Raw genomic sequence first — 18,726 nt, 5'->3', positions numbered from 1 at the left:
AGTAATGTAAATTATTCAGAATTGAATTTCAATCAAAAAAAATAGTATTTTTGTTTAAAATAATATAAAATGTTAAATTGGAGGACAAGAAGTTTATTTTTTGCTTTACTTTTAATACTTATTGGTAATTCCGCTTTCTCTGAGAATAAAAGAATAGAAAAAGCGAAAAATCCTACATCGGTATCAATGAAGGCAGGGGCATTTATAGATATAAATGCTGCAGGATATCCTGAGACAAACTTTAGTGTTGAGCAGCTTGTAAAAGATGTTTTAATAGCAGGAGGATCCACGTGTTCTACAGCAAATGTTAGTAATGTCGTAGTTTCTCCAAATTTATCAGTCGGGGATATAAACAGAAGTTGGGGATATTTCAACAAAGGCACGACCAACTTTCCATTTGCAAAAGGTATTGTTCTTACAACAGGTTATGCAAGAAGAGCCGGAAATGATTTTCAGGGAACATTAAGTGATCATTTAACGACAGGAGGAGATGTTGATCTTGCCAATGCATTAGGCGTACCGAATGGACAATTAAATGATGCTACTTTTATAGAATTCGATTTCGTTCCGACCTCTACCGAAGTTAAATTCAGATATATCTTTGCTTCAAAAGAATATTTTGACAATTTTACATGTAATATTTCAGACGGTTTTGCTTTATTATTAAAAAAATCAACCGATCCTACTTATACTAATCTTGCACTTCTTCCGAATGGAACGCCTGTAAGTGTTACTAATATTATTCCTTCAAGCTTACCTTGCGGACCAAAAAATGAACAGTATTTTGGAGGTTTAAATAATCCTCAGATACAAACCAATTTTAATGGACGTACAGTTCCGTTAACTGCTACTGCAACGGTAATTCCGGGACAGACGTATCATTTTAAAATGGTATTGGCAGATTATCAGGATAGAAATTTTGATTCAGGAGTTTTCTTGGAAGCAGGATCTTTTGATATTGGAGTTAAAATTTTAGATCCTGCCGGAGTAGCACTTCCTGGATCTATTAATGTTTGTGATAATACACCAACAGTTCTTACAGCGTCTGCAAATATCCCAGGAGCTACTTATGTGTGGTTATTAGGAACTACACCTATTCCTGGAGCTACATCTGTAAGTTATACGGCAACTCAGCCGGGAGTATATACCGTTCAGGTTTTTATACCCGGAAATTCATGTCCGGGAACAGCCAGCGTCACGATTGTCGGAGGTACATCTCCAACAGTACAGAATGCAACTTTAACCGCATGTTACGCGCCGGGAAATGCAACATTTAATTTAACCTCAGCTCAAGCATCAATCAGTACAACGCCGGGTGCTACATTTGCCTATTATACAACGTTAGCAGATGCTAATGCCGGAAATGCAAATACAATTCCTACTCCCACAGCTTATCCAAGTGCGGGAGGTACAGTATATGTTCAGGTAAAAACAGGTTTCTGTGCAAAAGTGGCCGAATTACAGTTGGTAAAAGCGCCTCAAATGACGGCAACAATTGCTCCGCCAACAGTTTTAACTTGTACAAATTCACAAATCACATTAAACGCTTCTACATCCGTATATCCTACAGGCTCTACATTTAACTGGACAACCGTAGGCGGAAACATTGTTTCTGGCGGAAATACATTAACACCAGTTATTAACAATGCGGGGACATATACTTTAACAATTACAAAAAATTATCAGCCCGGAAATCTTGATTGTACAGCTACAGCAACAGTAACTGTAACAGGGGACAGCGCGCCACCTGCGACGGGATTAACTGCAACTAAAGTTTTGATCTGCGCCGGAGAATCTGTTACTTTAACAGCTACAGGAGGTGCAACATACAACTGGCAAGGCGGTTTACCCGGTAACGGAAATACACAAGTTGTAACGCCTGCTACCACAACAACCTATACAGTGACTGCTGTTGGTGCTAATGGTTGTGTATCTCAAAATCCAGCGACAATTACGATTGTGGTTTCTCAACCGATTACTGTACAAAATGCATCATTATTAAAATGTTACCAGCCTGGAAATATCATTTATGATCTAACCTCAGCGCAACCACAAATAACGTCTGCCGGGACAGCAACTTTTGCTTATTATTTACTTCAGGCAGATGCTAATGCAGGAAACGCAAATACAATTCCTACACCTACAGCATATCCAAGTGCTGCAAACCAGACTATTTATGTATTGGTTAAAAATGGAGGTTGTAGCTATGTTGTGACATTACAATTAGTAAGAACAGCAGAAACAACATTAACAATAGCGACTCCGCAAACAATAACTTGTACAACAAATCAGGTTACGATAAATGCTGGGGCATCTGTGATTCCTGCAGGTTCTACTATTGCATGGACAACCGTAGGCGGAAATATTGTTTCTGGAGCTAATACTTTAACACCTGCCGTAAATGCAGGAGGGACTTATACTTTAACGGTTTCAAATGTAAACCAACCTGGAAACTTAACATGTACCTACACAGCAACAGTTACAGTTATTGAGGATAAAACAATTCCTGTGGCAGGTTTAACCTCATCAGTTGCTCAGATTTGTGTTGGAGAATCGGTTACTTTAACAGCTACGGGTGGAGCTACTTACAATTGGGGTACTCTTCCGGGTAGTGGAAATACTCAGGTTGTTTCGCCTACGAACACGACTGTATATACAGTTTTTGCTATAGGAGCAAACGGATGTATCTCTGCAACTCCTGCAACGATTACAATTATAGTTGGTCCTCCAACAGCAGGGGTTTCAGCTAATAAATCGAAAATTTGCGCCGGAGAATCTGTTACTTTAACAGCTACAGGAGGTATTACTTATAATTGGGTTGGATTAACAGGAAATGGAAATACTCAGGTTGTTTCTCCTACAGTTACTACAACATATTCTGTATTTGCATTGGGTGGAAATGGATGTAGCTCAGTAGTTGCTGCAACAATTACCATTGAGGTTGTTCCGGCGATTGTTTCTACATTGCAAGATGTATTTGTCTGTGTTGGAGATAAGGGTATTTTAGATGCGGGAGCGGGGCCTAACTATACTTATTTATGGAGTAATGGTGCTACTACGCAAACGATATCTACAGATGTAGTGGGAACTTATTCAGTTACGATAAATAATGGAGTTTGTTCTAAAGTTTTCACTGCACAATTGTTAAACCCAGTATTGCCTCAGTTTACGAATGTGACTTTTGAAAATCATGTTCTTACGCTTACAACGACCAATCCTACAGGAGGAGTTTTAGAATATTCTATTGATGGAGGAGTAACATGGCAGAATTCGAATATATTCTATAATGTTTTAAATAACAGCAATTATAAATTGATGGTTAGGGTGAAGGATGCGAAATGTAGTACTACATTAGAATTTTATACATTCTTAATCAGTAATGCAATTACACCAAACTCGGATGGTAAAAATGATGTTATAGACTTCTCAGGAATTAGTCAGTATAATAATTTTGCAGCTTCTGTTTTCAACAGATACGGTCAGGAATTATTTAAAGCTACTAAATCTGATGCTATCTGGAGAGGAACAATTAAGGATCTTAATGTGCCAACTGCTACTTACTGGTATAGAGTTCAGTGGGATAATCCGGCAAGTAAAAAGCTTGAACTAAGAACAGGCTGGATCTTATTAAAAAATAGAAATTAACAATTAAATCACCATAATTTTGAAAACCTCCTATTTTGGAGGTTTTTATTTTTAATAATAAAAAAGTTAAATATATATACGATATATTTAAAAAAAAATTAAATTTGTTGAAACAAAAAGTATTATGAAGAGATATCTACCGTTTTTTTTCTTTTTTTTATTCAGTTCGACATCTTTATTCTCGCAAAATGCACCACCTAGAAAACCTCAAGTAAAAAAGCTTTCGGCTACAGCCAAAGCTGGTGATCTTATTGATGTAAATGCGCCAGGGTATAATGAATCGAGTTTTACGATGGAGCAATTGGTAAAGGATGTATTGATATCATCAGGAACCAATTCGTGTATTACACCCAGCGTTTCGAACGTTGTAGTAACTCCTAATTTGCCGGCAACTAATGCAAACAGAGCTTGGGGGTATTTCCATAAAGCAACAAGTACCTTTCCTTTTAAAGACGGAATTGTATTGGTGACAGGAAAAGCTAATCGTACAGGAAATGCTCCTGAAGCAGGCCTTAGTGACCCTGTGGGGACAGGTAGTGATCCAGACTTAGTAGCAGCAACCAACCCAAGTAAACCTTTGAATGATGCAGTAATCTTAGAATTTGATTTCGTTCCTACATCGTCTCAGGTTAAGTTTAATTATATAATGGCTTCTGAGGAGTATACGGGTGATTATCCTTGTAGTTTTGCAGATTCATTTGCTTTATTAATCAGACCTACTTCAGGAGGACCATATGTCAACATGGCTGTATTGCCGAATGCTGGTGGACCTGTAAGTATTACAAATATTCACCCACTAATTACAGGTTTTGGCGGATGTGCTGCAGTAAACGAACAGTACTTTGCAGGATATAACCCTCCGGTTGGCGATACAAATCTTAATGGTAGAACAGTTCCTCTTACTGCTACAGCAACTGTAGTTGCAGGACAACAATATCATTTTAAAATGGTAATTGCAGATGCAGGAGATACAGCTTTTGATTCAGCGGTATTTTTAGAAGGTGGATCTTTTAAAATTGGAGTAGATCTATTAGACCCTTCGGGAGCTACTTTACCTTCAGATATTAATGTTTGTGATGGTGTACCGCAAGTGATTACAGCTTCTGTGAATGATCCAAACTTATTATATCAGTGGTTCTTTAACGGAGTAGCTGTTAATGGTGCTACAACAAACACGATTACAGCGATTCAGCCGGGAACCTATACAATTGAGGTAAGTGTTCCGGGCAATCCTTGTCCGGGGAAAGCATCAATTCAAATTCATGGAGGAACGACGCCGACTGCTCAGAATGCAACTTTACTTCTGTGTACCACTCCGGATATTACAACTTTCGATTTGTCGACTATCATGCCGGCAATAAGTACAACTCCGGGTGCGATATTCCGTTTTTATCAAAATCAGGCAGATGCAATCGCTCAAAACAATAATTTTATTACAACTCCATTAAACTATAATGGAACTGACGGTCAGATTCTCTATGTAGTTGTTTCAAACGGAGGATTCTGTAGTAAAATGATTGAACTCAAATTATTAAAAGAAGTTACGCCAAAAGCAACTTTGGTATCTACCAGAATTAAAATATGTCCGGGAGAATCAGTGAATTTAACAGCTACAGGAGGTAATACTTACTTATGGAATAATTTCTTAGGTACAGGACCAACTCAGACTGTTACCTTATTTAATACAACAACATTTACAGTATATGCTATCGGAGTTAAAGGATGTAAATCTCTACAGCCGGCAACCGTAACTGTGGAAGTCGTTCCTGAGATCGTAACTCCATTGAAAGATGTAGAAATGTGTCTTGGAGACAGAGTGATCTTAGATGCAGGAGCAGGTCCTAATTACAAGTATTTATGGAGTACGGGAGCAACAACGCAGACTATTTCAGTAGACGAGTGGGGAATTTACACAGTTGAGATTGATAACGGAATTTGTAAGAAAATCTTCCCTGTGAAAGTGATGGGAGCAGCTTCACCTTTCGTTTCTAATATCAATTATGGAAATGGAACGTTAACGATTACTGCTGAAAACCCACCAATTAATAATATTCAGGGAGTTTTAGAATATTCTATTGATGGAGGAATTAATTGGCAGCAATCGAATGTATTTTCAGGATTACAGAGTAATACGACATATAACATTCAGGTGAGGGTAGTAGGTACGCATTGTGTGGGAGCGCTTGAGTTCTTTACATTGCAGATTTCAAACATTATTACGCCTAACCAAGATGGTGTGAACGATGTGCTGGATCTTACGTCACTTGGAGAGTTCAAAAACTTCACAGGTTCTATCTACGACAGATACGGAGTTGAGATGTTCAGATTCTCAAAACAAAATCCTATCTGGAACGGTACGGTAGCAGGTAAAAGATTGCCGACGGCTACTTACTGGTACAAGTTCAACTTTGATTATCCAAAATCAAAAGCTCAGATGAACTGGTCTGGTTGGATCTTACTAAAGAATAGAGAATAATAAATAGATAATGCAAATATCAAAAAAAGCCTTTCAATTTAATTTGAAAGGCTTTTTTATGTTTAAAATTTTATCGGTTTTCTTTCCAGAGTTTGGTGAAATTGATAAAGTCACTAACGCTTAATTCTTCAGCTCTTTTATCCATAAATTCATGCGTTTTCAATTCTTCAGGAATTTCCAATACTTTTAATGAGTTGGATAATTTTTTTCTCCTTTGATTAAATCCTGCCTTTACGATTTGCTTGAAAAGAACTTCATTTCCTGCCAATCCTTCTTTTGGGTTTCGGGTTAATTTAATAACTCCCGACTTTACCTTTGGAGGTGGATTGAAGACGTTTTCGTGCACTGTAAACAGATAAGTGACGTCATAGTACGCCTGAACCAAAACAGATAGAATTCCGTACTCCTTCGTTCTTGGCACAGATGCTGTTCTTTCTGCCACTTCTTTTTGGAACATTCCTACCATTTCCGGGATCAATTCATAATGATCTATGATTTTGAACAGGATCTGTGAAGAAATATTATAAGGGAAGTTTCCAATAATAGCAATTTGATCGTTATTAATAAAATTGAAATCCTGTTTCAGGAAATCTCCTACAAAGATCTCTTCTGTAATCTTAGGATAGGTGTTTTTCAGGTACTCTATAGATTCGGTATCTATTTCTGCAAGATAAAGGTTTTGCTCTTTTTCGAGAAGGTATTTGGTAAGGACTCCCGTTCCCGGGCCTATTTCCATAATATTCTTATAGTTCTCAAAACTAAGACCTTCTACGATTTTTCTTGCGATATTTTCATCTGTCAAAAAGTGTTGACCAAGATGTTTTTTTGCTTTTACACTCAAGTTTTTTTATGATTTTATTAACAATGATTTTCTCTATTTCGTCCCAAATTTCGGAAGTTTTTTTCTAATTTAGCCAAAAATTTTAATATTAATGGCTAAATCTGTAGATGAATTTAATAAGAAGAGACTTCGATCGAGCAATATTACAGTCGTAATAAGTATTGCCTTAGTGTTATTTTTGTTAGGATTAATGGGACTTATTTTGATCAATGCCCAGAAATATTCCGACTATATCAAGGAACAATTGGTTGTCAATGCCTACTTTGATGAAAACTATGACGCGAAAGACTCTGTAAAAATTGCAAAATTTGAAGAAGAAACTTTAAAGAAAGTACAGACTTTGGCACCTGTAAAAAAGGCGACCTACATTTCAAGAGCTGCAGCTGCAATTGAAGCTAAAAAAAGTATGGGAATCGATAGCGATGCGCTTTTCGAGGAGAATATTTTCCCTTCTTCAATAGAAATTGCCCTGAAACCTGAATATGTAGACCCTGCAAAAATTGATGAAGCTATAAAAATCATCAAATCTGTTCAAGGAATTGTAGACGTGAAAAACGACAGTACCTTAATGGTAGATGTATACAACAACCTTAGTAGAATTTTAAAATGGATTTTTGGTTTTTCTCTTTTATTTTTGATTCTAGCGGTAGTTTTAATTAATAATTCTATCCGTCTGAAAATATTTTCAAAAAGATTTATTATCAAAACCATGCAGTTGGTAGGGGCAAAAAGAAGATTTATCTTAAAGCCTTTTATCATTGAAGCTGTTGTTTTAGGAGCTATCGGATCTTTTATCGGGCTTGCCGCTTTATGTGGTGTTTGGTATTATTTCACGAGCCAGATCGGTTCATCATTCGTACAGGATAATCAGCAGTATTTTTGGTTGATCGTGCTTGTATTGGGAGTTGGAGTTCTTATTACGGTTCTAAGTACAATCATCGCAACATGGAGATTCTTGAAATCTAACGTTGACGATTTATATTATTCTTAAAAATGGGCAAACAAACAAATAAATTTTCTGCTGCAGATTTCGGTAAAGAAACTGAAACTACTAAGGAAAACACGTTCTATTTCGGACAGCAAAACTTTAAATGGATGCTTATTGGTTTAGCATTTATTGTTGTCGGATTTTTATTAATGATGGGACCAGACGCCAATACTATTGACGGAAAGCTAGATCCTAATTCTTGGAATGAAGATATTTTTTCTATTCGAAGAATAAGAATTGCACCTCTATTCATTGTAATAGGATTCGTCATTGAAGTGTACGCGATTTTAAAAAGAAAATAATTAATTTTTATTTTAAAGATTAAGAAATTGCGAGATTTAGAGGATTCTAGATTTCAATATCTCTTAATCTTTAAATTTTTATATAAACTATGGATTTAATCAAAGCAATCGTTATTGCCATTATTGAAGGGCTGACAGAATATTTGCCAATCTCTTCTACCGCACATATGGGTTTTGCAGCCAATTTAATGGGCATGCAGGAAGATGAATTTTTAAAAATGTTTCAGGTTTCCATTCAGTTTGGAGCGATCTTGTCTGTTGTAGTGGCATATTGGAAAAAATTCTTTGATTTCAATAATATCAAGTTTTATTTTAAGTTGGCTTATGCAGTTGTTCCTGCATTGGCTTTAGGATATTTATTTGATGATAAAATTGAAGCTATCCTTGGAAATCAGATTGCAATTTCATCAGTTCTGGTACTTGGTGGAGTTGTTTTATTGTTTGCAGATAAATGGTTTAAAAATCCAACCATCGATGATGAAAAGGGAATTACCGTAAAAAAAGCAATCACAATTGGATTCTGGCAATGTCTTGCGATGATGCCTGGAACGAGTAGAAGTGCTGCTTCAATTATTGGAGGAATGACTCAGGGGTTAACGAGAAAAGCTGCTGCAGAATTCTCATTCTTTTTGGCAGTTCCTACGATGTTGGCGGTTACGGTTTATTCTGTTTTTGTTAAAACATGGGGTAAAGAAACACCTAATCCTCAAAAAGGATATGAGATGATCATGTCTTCAAACGACCATATTATGATCTTCGTGATTGGAAATATTGTCGCATTTATTGTCGCATTAATCGCTATTAAAGCTTTCATCGGAGTTTTAAATAAATATGGTTTCAAACCTTGGGGATGGTACCGTATTTTTGTTGGATTGGCTTTATTGATTTATTTTTACTTTTTTAAATAATCAGGTTAAAAAATTACTGATTACCAATTATATATTATTCATCATTCATGACAGCTGAAGAACTGCAATCAGGACACGTATTTTTATTAGACAAACCTCTGGATTGGACTTCTTTTCAGGCCGTTAATAAAATGAAATATAAACTCAAAAGAGAGTTTAATCTTCCCAAGAAATTTAAAATTGGTCATGCCGGAACATTAGATCCAAGAGCAACTGGATTGCTTATCGTTTGTTGCGGAAAATTCACCAAGAAAATCCCTGAAATACAGGATGCTCCCAAAGAATATTGGACTGAAATTAAAATTGGAGTACAAACAGAATCTTACGACACCGAAAAACCTGAAATCCTTGAACAGGATTATTCGCATATTTCAGAAGAGCAGATCAATGAAGCTGTAATGAAATTTTTAGGTGAAATAGATCAGACGCCACCTGTTTTTTCAGCAATAAAAATTGATGGAAAAAGAGCGTATGATTTAGCTAGAGCAGGAGAGGAAGTAGAAATGAAATCCAGAAAAACTACAATTCTTTATATTGAAGACATCAAAATAGATCTTCCTTTGGTAAGCTTTACAGTAGGCTGTTCAAAAGGAACTTATATCCGAAGTCTGGCTCACGATATCGGGCAGGAATTGGGTGTTGGTGCTTATTTAACACAATTAAGACGTACAAAAATTGGTGACTATAAAATTGAAGACGCAACGACTCAGTTTTTAGATAATGATTTTAGATTTGATAATAATTAAAAACTAACCTATGCAGGAGAAAACACGTATCAATAAATATTTATCGGAAGCCGGATACTGCTCAAGAAGAGCTGCAGATAAGCTTTTGGAAGAAGGCAGAATTACGATCAACGGAAAGGTTCCTGAAATGGGAACTAAAGTTTCTGATGAAGATATCGTGGAAGTTGATGGCAAACCAATACGTGAATCTGAGGATGAGCCTATTTACATTGCTTTCAATAAACCTGTAGGCATCGTTTGTACAACAGATACCAAGCGCGAAATAGATAATATTATAGAATATATTAACCATCCGAAAAGGATTTTCCCGATTGGAAGATTAGATAAACCAAGTGAAGGGTTGATTCTTTTAACCAACGACGGTGATATTGTTAATAAAATTCTGAGAGCCAGAAACAATCACGAAAAAGAATATTTGGTACGAGTAGACAAGCCTACCAATCCAAAATTTTTAGATAAAATGCGAAATGGAGTTCCTATTTTGGATACAGTCACAAAAAAATGTGAAGTTGAAAAAATAGATGACATGACCTTCAGAATCGTTCTTACACAAGGCTTAAACAGACAAATCCGTAGAATGTGCGAATATCTTGGCTACGAAGTAAAAAAGCTAAAAAGAATTCGTATTATGAATATAAAACTAGATCTTCCCGTTGGAAAATGGAGAGATTTGACGGATACTGAACTTTCTACTTTAAATGATTTGCTTGAAGATTCTAGCAAAACAATTGACTAGTTATAAATTTAAAGATACTTCGACTTCGCTCAGCATGACATCGCTAAAAATTCACTGTTAAAATAATGCAGTTAGTATTAGAAATGTTATTCTGAGCGAAGTCGAAGCGTTTACGAATAAAGCATTTACTACTTCGAATACAGTTTCATTTTCGCCTCATATTCCGGTTTTATTTTCAATAATTTCCAGATTTTCTTTTCATCACGTTCGCTAATTCTGTAGAAAATAATTTTATCCGCAGAATATTTAAAATAAGGATGATTTTTAAGCCATTCTTCTGGAGCATCGACTAACGTATATTTTGGGACATTTGAAGTATTTAACGGAGCAATTGCAAGCAGTTTTTGGGTTAAATCTTTATCAATATTATAAGTTGTCAGAATCTGATCTTTATTCACAAAACCACCCAACTTTTTCCTAAATCCTATTATTGATCCCGCAGCTCTTTCATCCATTCCAAACTCTAAAAGCTGTTTAAAAGTAATTGAATTCAGATCTGTTTTTGAGAAATCTGTTTTTTCTTGTTTGATCTCCAATTTCTTTTCATCCACTTTTGCTAAACTTGATGGATTAAGCTTAATGTAAGGTCTTAATTCTTCAAACTTTTCAGCTGAGATCACAAAACATTTTTGAATGTCTTCTAAACTTTTAAAACTACCTCTTAAGTTTCTATCACGATAATTAACAATTGTATTGGCTTGTTTTTCAGAAAATCCAAAGGCTTTCCAACCATCAATATTCAAAGTATTAGGATCAAAAGAATGATACTGAATTTTAGTTTTTCCGGAAGTAAAGTTTTTAGCAAAATTTTTAAAATTTTCAGGAGTTTTTGCAGGAAGTATCAAATAAGGTTCAAGTTTTTCGTAATTTTCATCATTAATGATAAAGCATTCTTTAAACTTTTCTTTGCTGACAAAACTTCCTCCCAAATAACTTTTATACTTTAAAATAGCTTCCGCCTGTCTTTCACTGAAACCCATTTTCACCCAATCACTCGCAGAATAATGATCCGGGTTAAATTTCCCTGAAATACTGATGCTTTTCTTCTCAAAGCTTTTGAATTGAGAAGATTTAGCTTCTTTATTGGTTTCAGGAAGTAAAATATACGATTCCAGCTCTGCAAATTTTTCCGGCGAAACAGCATAGCATTTTTTGAATTGCTCTTTTGACGTAAACCTTCCTCCAACAATCTTTTTATAATTTAAAATAGTGGCAATTTGCTTTTCAGTAAAGCCTAGATTTTGCCATTGTTTTTTATCAAGATCATTCGGTTCAAATTCAGATAAACTCAAAGGAATAGCATTTTCAGAAACAAATTTTACATCAGAAAAATCTTCTTTTTCCTTACTTGTATATTTTTGAAATGTGAACAGAATAATCAACAGCATTCCCATGAATGCCAGTCTTTGGTAATAGTTTTTTTTCATCCTGCCGTAAACTTAATAAGAAATTTAAGTACAAAGCAATGACTGAACTGGAAATACTATTTTTTGTAAAGTAATTTGATGAGTAAGATTGTCAATTTAAATCTGAAAGAGAATTTTTGTAAATATTTTAAAGAAAACTATTCCGGATTATCTGCCAAAGATTCTTTCAACTTTAATAATTCTGCTTTTACAAACTCTAATCGATCAATAATTGTCACTGTTTCAGAGATTTTGGAATTGGTTGTTAAGGCAATTCGAGCTCCGTCCAGCGTATAGCCTTTTTCTTTTACCAAATGATAGATGATCTGTAGATTTTTAATGTCTTCAGGAGTGAAATATCGGTTTCCTTTTTTATTTTTTTTAGGTTTAATGATAGGGAATTCTTGCTCCCAATAACGTATTAATGAAGTGTTTACATCAAAAGCTTTCGCTACTTCTCCTATAGAATAATACAGTTTATCTGATAAATTTATCTTCATTTTACAAATCCTAAAACTCAAAGATAAATATTTTTTAAACCTTGTTACAAATACGTAACACAAAATGTTCATTTTTGTAGTATAAATCATGTATAAAGTCATTTAGGAACTGCAAATTTTTTCTTTATTTTTGATATCAAATAAAATTAAGATGAATTCTATCTCAGTCTTACATATCGATCTTTTTCAGTCTGGGAAGAATGCTTCGGATTTTTATTTTAATACAATGAAAGATCATTTGGTTTCCAGTCATAAACATATTGAGAAACCGCACCGTCACGATTTTTATGTCACCGTACTTTTTACCAAAGGAAAAGGAATTCACGAAATAGATTTTCAGAAATATAAAGTTTCTGAGGGAAGTATTTTCTTTTTGTCACCAGGACAGGTTCACAGTTGGGAGCTTTCGGAAGATACAGATGGCTATATTTTCTTCTGCTCGCAGGAATATTATGACATGCATTATGTGAACAGGAAATTAAGAAGTTTTCCATTTTTTAGTTCGCCAACTTTTCCAAGAAAGTTTCAGTTTGAATCGAAAGATTTATTGAAAATAATTAATTTATTCAAAGAAATAGGAGAGGAATATTACGCTCAGAATATGATGAAAGATGATTTAATTCTTTCTCTTATGTCTCAGATTTATATCAATACAACAAGGCAGTTTTCTAAAAATTTTGATGAAATAAGTTCGCCGACAAGTGTTTCTTATTTTAAACATTATCAGGATTTTGAGAATTTGGTTGAACAATATTTTACAACTCAAAAATCAACCGCGTACTATGCTTCTGTAATGGAAATTTCACCAAAGCATTTAAACAGAATTACACAAACCGTAGTTCAAAAAACAGCAACAGAAGTCATCACCGAAAGGGTAATTTTGGAAGCAAAAAGAATGCTGATGTACCTTGATGAGAGCTTGGTTGAAATAGCTTTTCGTCTCGGTTATGAAGAATATTCTTATTTTGTGAGAGTCTTCCGAAAAGGCTCCGGAATGACTCCCACGCAATTTATTAAGAAATATAAGGCTTAAATTGGTTGTTTGTTTTTGGTTGAAGGTTGATAGTTTTTGGTTTAAATAAAATACAAGATTATTTAATTCAAAAAATTGTCAAGTTGTAAAACTCTAATTCCCTAAATCCCTCCAACTCTAAAACCCTCAACTCTCTATCTACAAAAGAAGTTTAAACGGTCCTTCAAAATTAGTATCAAAAGAATCCAGCATTTTTCCGTTTTCATCGAATACACCGATGGTCATGTTTTGTTTTGAAAATTTAATATCTTCTTCCGGAAAAGTGATGTTGATGTTTCCTTTTAAAATTTCATCACCTTTTAAGATGATTTTTTCATTACCAAAGAATGTTATTTCAGCATTTTTAGGATTCATAACTTTTATCGTTAAAGTCTTTTTCTCATTCGTTTTGTTGAGTAGAGTATAAATAAAAGTATTCGTTATTTTTCCGTTTTTAATGAAAAAAGTTGATCCTGCAGGTTTGATAAATTTAGCTTCCATAGAACCACGGTCGTACATCAAAAATCCAAGGAAACCGATCAGTATAACAAGAAACGCAGTCGTAACCTTCATTCTTGATGTAAATTTGAATTTCTCCTGATTTTCAATTTCAGCTTCGGTTGCATACCGCACCAATCCTTTTGGAAGTCCAACCTTTTCCATGACCTCATCGCAGGCATCGATACAAGCTGTACAGTTGATGCATTCTAATTGCTGTCCGTTTCTGATGTCGATTCCCGTTGGACAGACCACTACACATTGTTGGCAATCGATGCAATCGCCTTTGCCTTCTGTTTTTCTGTCTTCTCCGTTTCTCCATTTTGAACGGTTTTCTCCTCTTTTAAAATCGTAATAAACGTTTACGGTTTGTTTATCGATCAATACTCCCTGAAGTCTTCCGTACGGACAAACCAAAGTACAAACCTGTTCCCGAAGCCAAGCAAAAACAAGATAAAAAGTCAGCGCAAAGCCTATCATTCCTATAAAATTTAAAGAATGTTCAATTGGACCTTCTGTCATAATTTTAAAAACCTCTTCATAACCCACGATATACATGAACATGAAATGTGAAATAATTACTGAGATCAAAGCGAAAATTGACCATTTCGTAACTCTTTTTCTGATTTTTTCGGCATCCCATTCCTGTCTGTCGAGTTTCATTTGTTTATTTCTGTCGCCTTCAATCCAATAATCGATTTTTCTGAAAACACTTTCCATGAAAATGGTTTGCGGACAAAGCCAGCCGCAGAATATTCTTCCAAAAACTACTGTAAATAACATGACAAAAATGACGGAAGTAACTGCTCCTAATGCCAGAATAAAGAAATCCTGAAGATAAAACGGTTGTCCAAAAATGAAAAATCTTCTGTCGATAACATTAATTAGTAAAAAAGGATTGTTATTGATCTTTACAAAAGGTAATCCAAAGAATAAAGCTAATAGGAAATAGCTCACATAATTTCTGTAATTGGTGTATTTTCCTTTTGGTTTTCTTGGAAAGACCCATTTTCGGCTTCCGGTTTCATCCATCGTACCTACCGAATTTCTAAAAGCTTCATTTTCAATATCTGAAGTTTTAATATCGCCGGATTGTATGCTCATCGCTTAGATTGTTTTAATTTGAAAACGTCATATCAAACTTGATTAATTTCTCATTTTACGTATCAGATAAAGAAGAAAATATCTTTTGATTAGACTACTGCAAAGCTCTGAATAAAGTCAATTAATAACTAATACCATCTACTTACAAAATAGGATTATTCGGACATTTTGATCTGGGCTATTTAAATAAAATTAACTGGTTCATGATAATCATTTCTCCAAAGGATAATTTTGTATCTGAAAATTTTAAATAATATATTTATGAAAAAAGTATTGGTGATTAATGCCAGTTCCAGAAAAGAAAGATCTTTGAGCCGTCATTTAACAGGATTGTTTGTTGACCTTTGGAAAGAGAAGAATATTGATGATGAGATCTGCCATCGGGAAATCGGTCAGGGAAATATTCCACATATCTCTGAAACATGGATTTCGGCTGCTTTTAAACCAAAAGATCTTCGTTCTGAAGAAGAAATTCAGGAATTAAAGATCAGCGATGCATTAGTTGATGAGCTGAAACAGTCAGATATTATTGTGTTGGGAACTCCGATGTACAATTGGTCTATTCCGAGCTCATTGAAAGCGTATGTTGACCAGATTGTGAGAGTAAATGAAACAGTTACGGTGAATAAAGGAGATACAGAAAAACCTTACAATGGTCTGTTGAAAGGGAAAAAAGTATATCTATTGTTGGTACGCGGAAATGAAGGATATGAAAAAGGTGAAAATTTTGCTTTTATGAATTTCCAGAGCGAATATCTTAAAACTGTTTTTAATATTTTAGGAATTGATGAGGTTGAAGAATTTGTTTTGAACGGTTCCTCTTATGGAAGTGAGGTTTTAAATAATGCTTTGCAGACTGCGACCGAAAAAATTAAGAATTCGATCAGTAAATTGTAATAAAAAAAGCCAATTTTCCTTTTTAACCTCTTCAAAAGCTCTTAAAGAAAATTGGCATTGCAATATATGAGAATGATATTTAAAGTTTACGAAATCAACTGCGCAAAATGATGGCAAGCCAATACATAACCGCTATTGAGGTACAAACGATGAGCCGGATGGAGTGCAAAACCACTGTCTAAATGCACTGATTTCATTCCTGTTTCGATGGCTTCCTGCTTTACCTTGCCAAGCAATGTTGCTCCACATCCCTGGCTTCTGTAGTCGGGATCTGTATAAAGATCATCAATGTAAATGGTGGGTCCTGTTCTTAACATACGCATATTTCGATAACCGATAAAAGCTGCTGCTTTATGGTTTTTATCGTCATAAAGGTATTTTATCTTAAATGATTCATTTTTAATTAAATAAATAACTTCTTCTACGAGATTTTCCTCTTTTAAATTATTTCTGAATGCAAGAATGATATCTTTACAGATCATAATGTCTGCTTCTGTTGTGATGGTTCTTATTTCCATTGTGATAAGTTTTGAATTATTTTGTTGGATGTAAATGCAGCCCGACACCGACTCTGTTCCATGAATTGATGCTTATCGCAGCCATAATTAGATTAGAAAATTTTTCTTCTCCGAATAATGCTACTCCTTTTTCGAAAACCTCGTCGCTTATTCCGTTTTGAGTGATCAGCGTAACTTCTTCTGTTAATCGGATGACAATTGTTTCCTCTTCGGTGAACCAGTCTTTTGCTTCATGCCAAGCTCCCAAAACATTGATTTTTCGCTGATCTTCACCCATTTTCAGGGCATCTGCAATATGTTTGTCGATACAGTAAGCGCAACCATTGATTTGTGAAGCACGGATTTTTATCAATTCAATATACAAAGGCGGAATTCCTGATTTTAGGATATTTTTATCCATTTCGATCATCAGTTTAGAATTTTCTGTGAAATTTTGGAAGAGATTAATTCTTTTGTTCATGTTTTCAATTTTATTGTTAAAAAATATCTTTTTGTTCCATTCTTCATTAAGAACAGTGCAAAATTAGATATCACAAAAACCTGAACTGAGGACCAGTTGATTTTATTTAAATAGTCCAGATTTGAACTTGATTTTAAAACAAAAATTAATACATCTTTTTCACAGAATTTTTAAGGATATGAACAGCATCCGTAATTTTCTTTTCCTCCATAGAAGCAAACCCAAAACGGAAAGAATTGTAATGAGCATTTTTTCCGGTACAATAGAAATTACTTTTAACGCTTAAACCGTTTTCATGTGTATGCTTGATTATTTTTGATAATTCATATTCAGGTTTGAAACTAAGCCATAAAGCCAAGCCTCCCGAAGGTTTAGAATAATTAATATAATCGTTAAGCTCTTCATTTAACAAGTTGCATAAAAGATCGCATCTTTGAGAATAAATTTTGTTGGTTTTCTGGATATGTCTGGCAAGATCTCCGCTATTGATCATCGCTGCAACGGTTTGTTCGATGATTAAATCTCCTTTCAGATCAATCAGAATTCTCAATTTTGAAACGGCGGCTAAAAACTCTTCTGTGGCGATCATATAGCCGAGTCGAAAAGGAGTTCCCAAAACTTTTGTAAGAGAACCGATGTAGATGATATTTCCGTTGTGATCTCCGCTGGCTAAAGGCAGGTAAGGATCATATTTAAATTGAAAATCATAATCGTAATCATCTTCTATCACCGCAGGATTGTAAATATTGATAAGCTCTAAAAGATGATTTCTCCTTTCAACACTCATCGTAACTGTAGTTGGGTGATGGTGATGCGGAATTACGTAGATTAATTTTATACTCTGTTTTTTTAGAATATCCTCCAAAATATCAGTACGCATTCCCTGATCATCGACAGGAACGCGAATAATATCTGCTCCCAGTTTTTCAAAAAGTGCATCAGCGATAAAATAACTTGGTTCCGTTACCACAACTTTATCTCCGGGTTTTATGATAAGTGAAGCTGCGAGATAAATGGCCATTTGACCGCCTCTTGTAATGAAAAGATTTTCAAAACTAAAATCTATTCCACGCGTTTGATTCAGGAAAGTCTGCAGAGAATTTTTAAAACCAGCAGAATCTAAAGCATATTTTGAATTATCTTTTATGATCACTTTATCTAATGACCTTCTGAATTCTTTATTGATCGTAGTGAAAGGCAGTAGGGAAGTATCTGGGAAGCCGTCATCAATGATGATATTATTTTTAGAATCAGTATTAAATGTGAAGTGAATAATTTCCCGTCGGTCAAAATCAAATTTCCCTTTTGTGGAAAATGGACTTATTTTTTTATGATATGATCTCGGCCTTACAACGGGTAAATTGGGTGAGACGATATATCCCTTGCGCGGTTGGCTGTCGATCCAGTCTTCCGAAACTAATGTTTCATAAACAGCCATGATTGTTTTTCTGTGAAGATGCAAGTCTTGCGCGAGAGAACGTGTACTTGGAAGTTTGCTTCCGGGCAATAATTTTCCTTCCTGAATCAAATCAATAAACTGTAGTGAGATTTGTTTGTAAATCGGAACTTCACTGTTTTTGTCAATAATGATAAGATTTTTGTAAGGAAGCATAATTAGTCTTTAATTAAATGGATCAACACAAATTTAATATAAACTGGTCTATTTGAAGTAAAAAATCTGGTTCTGAT

At 34.7% G+C, this 18,726-nt stretch carries 16 protein-coding genes; 9 read left to right on the top strand and 7 right to left on the bottom strand.

What is annotated here, in order from left to right:
• The first annotated feature begins 69 nt into the window (after nucleotides 1–69).
• Entirely contained in the window at nucleotides 70–3,645 is a 3,576-nt protein-coding gene (locus AC1Q7L_RS18120; RefSeq protein ID WP_492307033.1) for a choice-of-anchor L domain-containing protein, read from the top strand.
• A gap of 124 nt (nucleotides 3,646–3,769) precedes the next feature.
• Nucleotides 3,770–6,121, top strand: a complete 2,352-nt coding sequence (locus AC1Q7L_RS18115) for a choice-of-anchor L domain-containing protein (protein ID WP_492307034.1) — start codon at nucleotides 3,770–3,772, stop codon at nucleotides 6,119–6,121.
• Between the two features lie 70 nt (nucleotides 6,122–6,191).
• On the opposite strand, the gene rsmA is transcribed toward AC1Q7L_RS18115, so the two are convergent.
• A complete protein-coding gene (gene rsmA, locus AC1Q7L_RS18110; protein ID WP_066750819.1) occupies nucleotides 6,192–6,962 on the bottom strand; it encodes a 16S rRNA (adenine(1518)-N(6)/adenine(1519)-N(6))-dimethyltransferase RsmA in 771 nt (256 codons plus the stop codon).
• A 91-nt stretch (nucleotides 6,963–7,053) separates the two neighbouring features.
• Here rsmA and AC1Q7L_RS18105 point away from each other — a divergent pair, with 91 nt between their 5' ends.
• The 5 genes from AC1Q7L_RS18105 to rluF all read left to right on the top strand — a co-directional run bounded on the left by AC1Q7L_RS18105 (nucleotide 7,054) and on the right by rluF (nucleotide 10,642).
• The gene (locus AC1Q7L_RS18105; RefSeq protein ID WP_410693576.1) at nucleotides 7,054–7,953 is read left to right on the top strand and encodes a cell division protein FtsX; all 900 of its coding nucleotides are present in this window, start codon (nucleotides 7,054–7,056) and stop codon (nucleotides 7,951–7,953) included.
• Between the two features lie 2 nt (nucleotides 7,954–7,955).
• On the top strand, nucleotides 7,956–8,252 hold the full coding sequence (locus AC1Q7L_RS18100; protein ID WP_492307035.1) for a DUF3098 domain-containing protein: 297 nt from the start codon (nucleotides 7,956–7,958) through the stop codon (nucleotides 8,250–8,252).
• An 89-nt stretch (nucleotides 8,253–8,341) separates the two neighbouring features.
• A complete protein-coding gene (locus AC1Q7L_RS18095; RefSeq protein WP_492307036.1) occupies nucleotides 8,342–9,160 on the top strand; it encodes an undecaprenyl-diphosphate phosphatase in 819 nt (272 codons plus the stop codon).
• A 47-nt stretch (nucleotides 9,161–9,207) separates the two neighbouring features.
• Complete coding sequence (truB, locus tag AC1Q7L_RS18090; protein ID WP_410693573.1) at nucleotides 9,208–9,906, top strand: tRNA pseudouridine(55) synthase TruB; 699 nt, start codon at nucleotides 9,208–9,210, stop codon at nucleotides 9,904–9,906.
• A 10-nt stretch (nucleotides 9,907–9,916) separates the two neighbouring features.
• Nucleotides 9,917–10,642, top strand: a complete 726-nt coding sequence (rluF, locus tag AC1Q7L_RS18085) for a 23S rRNA pseudouridine(2604) synthase RluF (protein ID WP_492307037.1) — start codon at nucleotides 9,917–9,919, stop codon at nucleotides 10,640–10,642.
• A 128-nt stretch (nucleotides 10,643–10,770) separates the two neighbouring features.
• Here rluF and AC1Q7L_RS18080 read toward each other — a convergent pair whose 3' ends face one another.
• Both AC1Q7L_RS18080 and AC1Q7L_RS18075 read right to left on the bottom strand, forming a co-directional pair.
• Entirely contained in the window at nucleotides 10,771–12,069 is a 1,299-nt protein-coding gene (locus tag AC1Q7L_RS18080; RefSeq protein ID WP_492307038.1) for a helix-hairpin-helix domain-containing protein, read from the bottom strand.
• A 137-nt stretch (nucleotides 12,070–12,206) separates the two neighbouring features.
• The gene (locus AC1Q7L_RS18075; RefSeq protein ID WP_066750800.1) at nucleotides 12,207–12,548 is read right to left on the bottom strand and encodes a MerR family transcriptional regulator; all 342 of its coding nucleotides are present in this window, start codon (nucleotides 12,546–12,548) and stop codon (nucleotides 12,207–12,209) included.
• Between the two features lie 151 nt (nucleotides 12,549–12,699).
• Here AC1Q7L_RS18075 and AC1Q7L_RS18070 point away from each other — a divergent pair, with 151 nt between their 5' ends.
• Nucleotides 12,700–13,581, top strand: coding sequence for an AraC family transcriptional regulator (locus tag AC1Q7L_RS18070; protein ID WP_492307039.1), 882 nt, complete (start codon nucleotides 12,700–12,702; stop codon nucleotides 13,579–13,581).
• 138 nt (nucleotides 13,582–13,719) lie between these two features.
• Here AC1Q7L_RS18070 and ccoG read toward each other — a convergent pair whose 3' ends face one another.
• Entirely contained in the window at nucleotides 13,720–15,162 is a 1,443-nt protein-coding gene (gene ccoG / locus AC1Q7L_RS18065; RefSeq protein WP_492307040.1) for a cytochrome c oxidase accessory protein CcoG, read from the bottom strand.
• Between the two features lie 261 nt (nucleotides 15,163–15,423).
• On the opposite strand from ccoG, the gene AC1Q7L_RS18060 reads away from it, so the two are divergent.
• A complete protein-coding gene (locus AC1Q7L_RS18060; protein WP_492307041.1) occupies nucleotides 15,424–16,059 on the top strand; it encodes an FMN-dependent NADH-azoreductase in 636 nt (211 codons plus the stop codon).
• Nucleotides 16,060–16,145: 86 nt separating this feature from the next.
• Here AC1Q7L_RS18060 and AC1Q7L_RS18055 read toward each other — a convergent pair whose 3' ends face one another.
• From AC1Q7L_RS18055 to AC1Q7L_RS18045, 3 genes are all read right to left on the bottom strand, one after another.
• Entirely contained in the window at nucleotides 16,146–16,577 is a 432-nt protein-coding gene (locus AC1Q7L_RS18055; protein WP_492307042.1) for a GNAT family N-acetyltransferase, read from the bottom strand.
• A gap of 16 nt (nucleotides 16,578–16,593) precedes the next feature.
• A complete protein-coding gene (locus tag AC1Q7L_RS18050; RefSeq protein WP_492307043.1) occupies nucleotides 16,594–17,037 on the bottom strand; it encodes a carboxymuconolactone decarboxylase family protein in 444 nt (147 codons plus the stop codon).
• A gap of 145 nt (nucleotides 17,038–17,182) precedes the next feature.
• A complete protein-coding gene (locus tag AC1Q7L_RS18045; RefSeq protein ID WP_492307044.1) occupies nucleotides 17,183–18,649 on the bottom strand; it encodes an aminotransferase-like domain-containing protein in 1,467 nt (488 codons plus the stop codon).
• Nucleotides 18,650–18,726: the final 77 nt, after the last annotated feature.

The organism is Chryseobacterium sp. GW823-FHT05E08 (genome assembly GCF_058795655.1).
The sequence above is the reverse complement of the archived record's forward strand: the minus strand, read 5'-3'. Positions and strand labels throughout refer to the sequence as shown.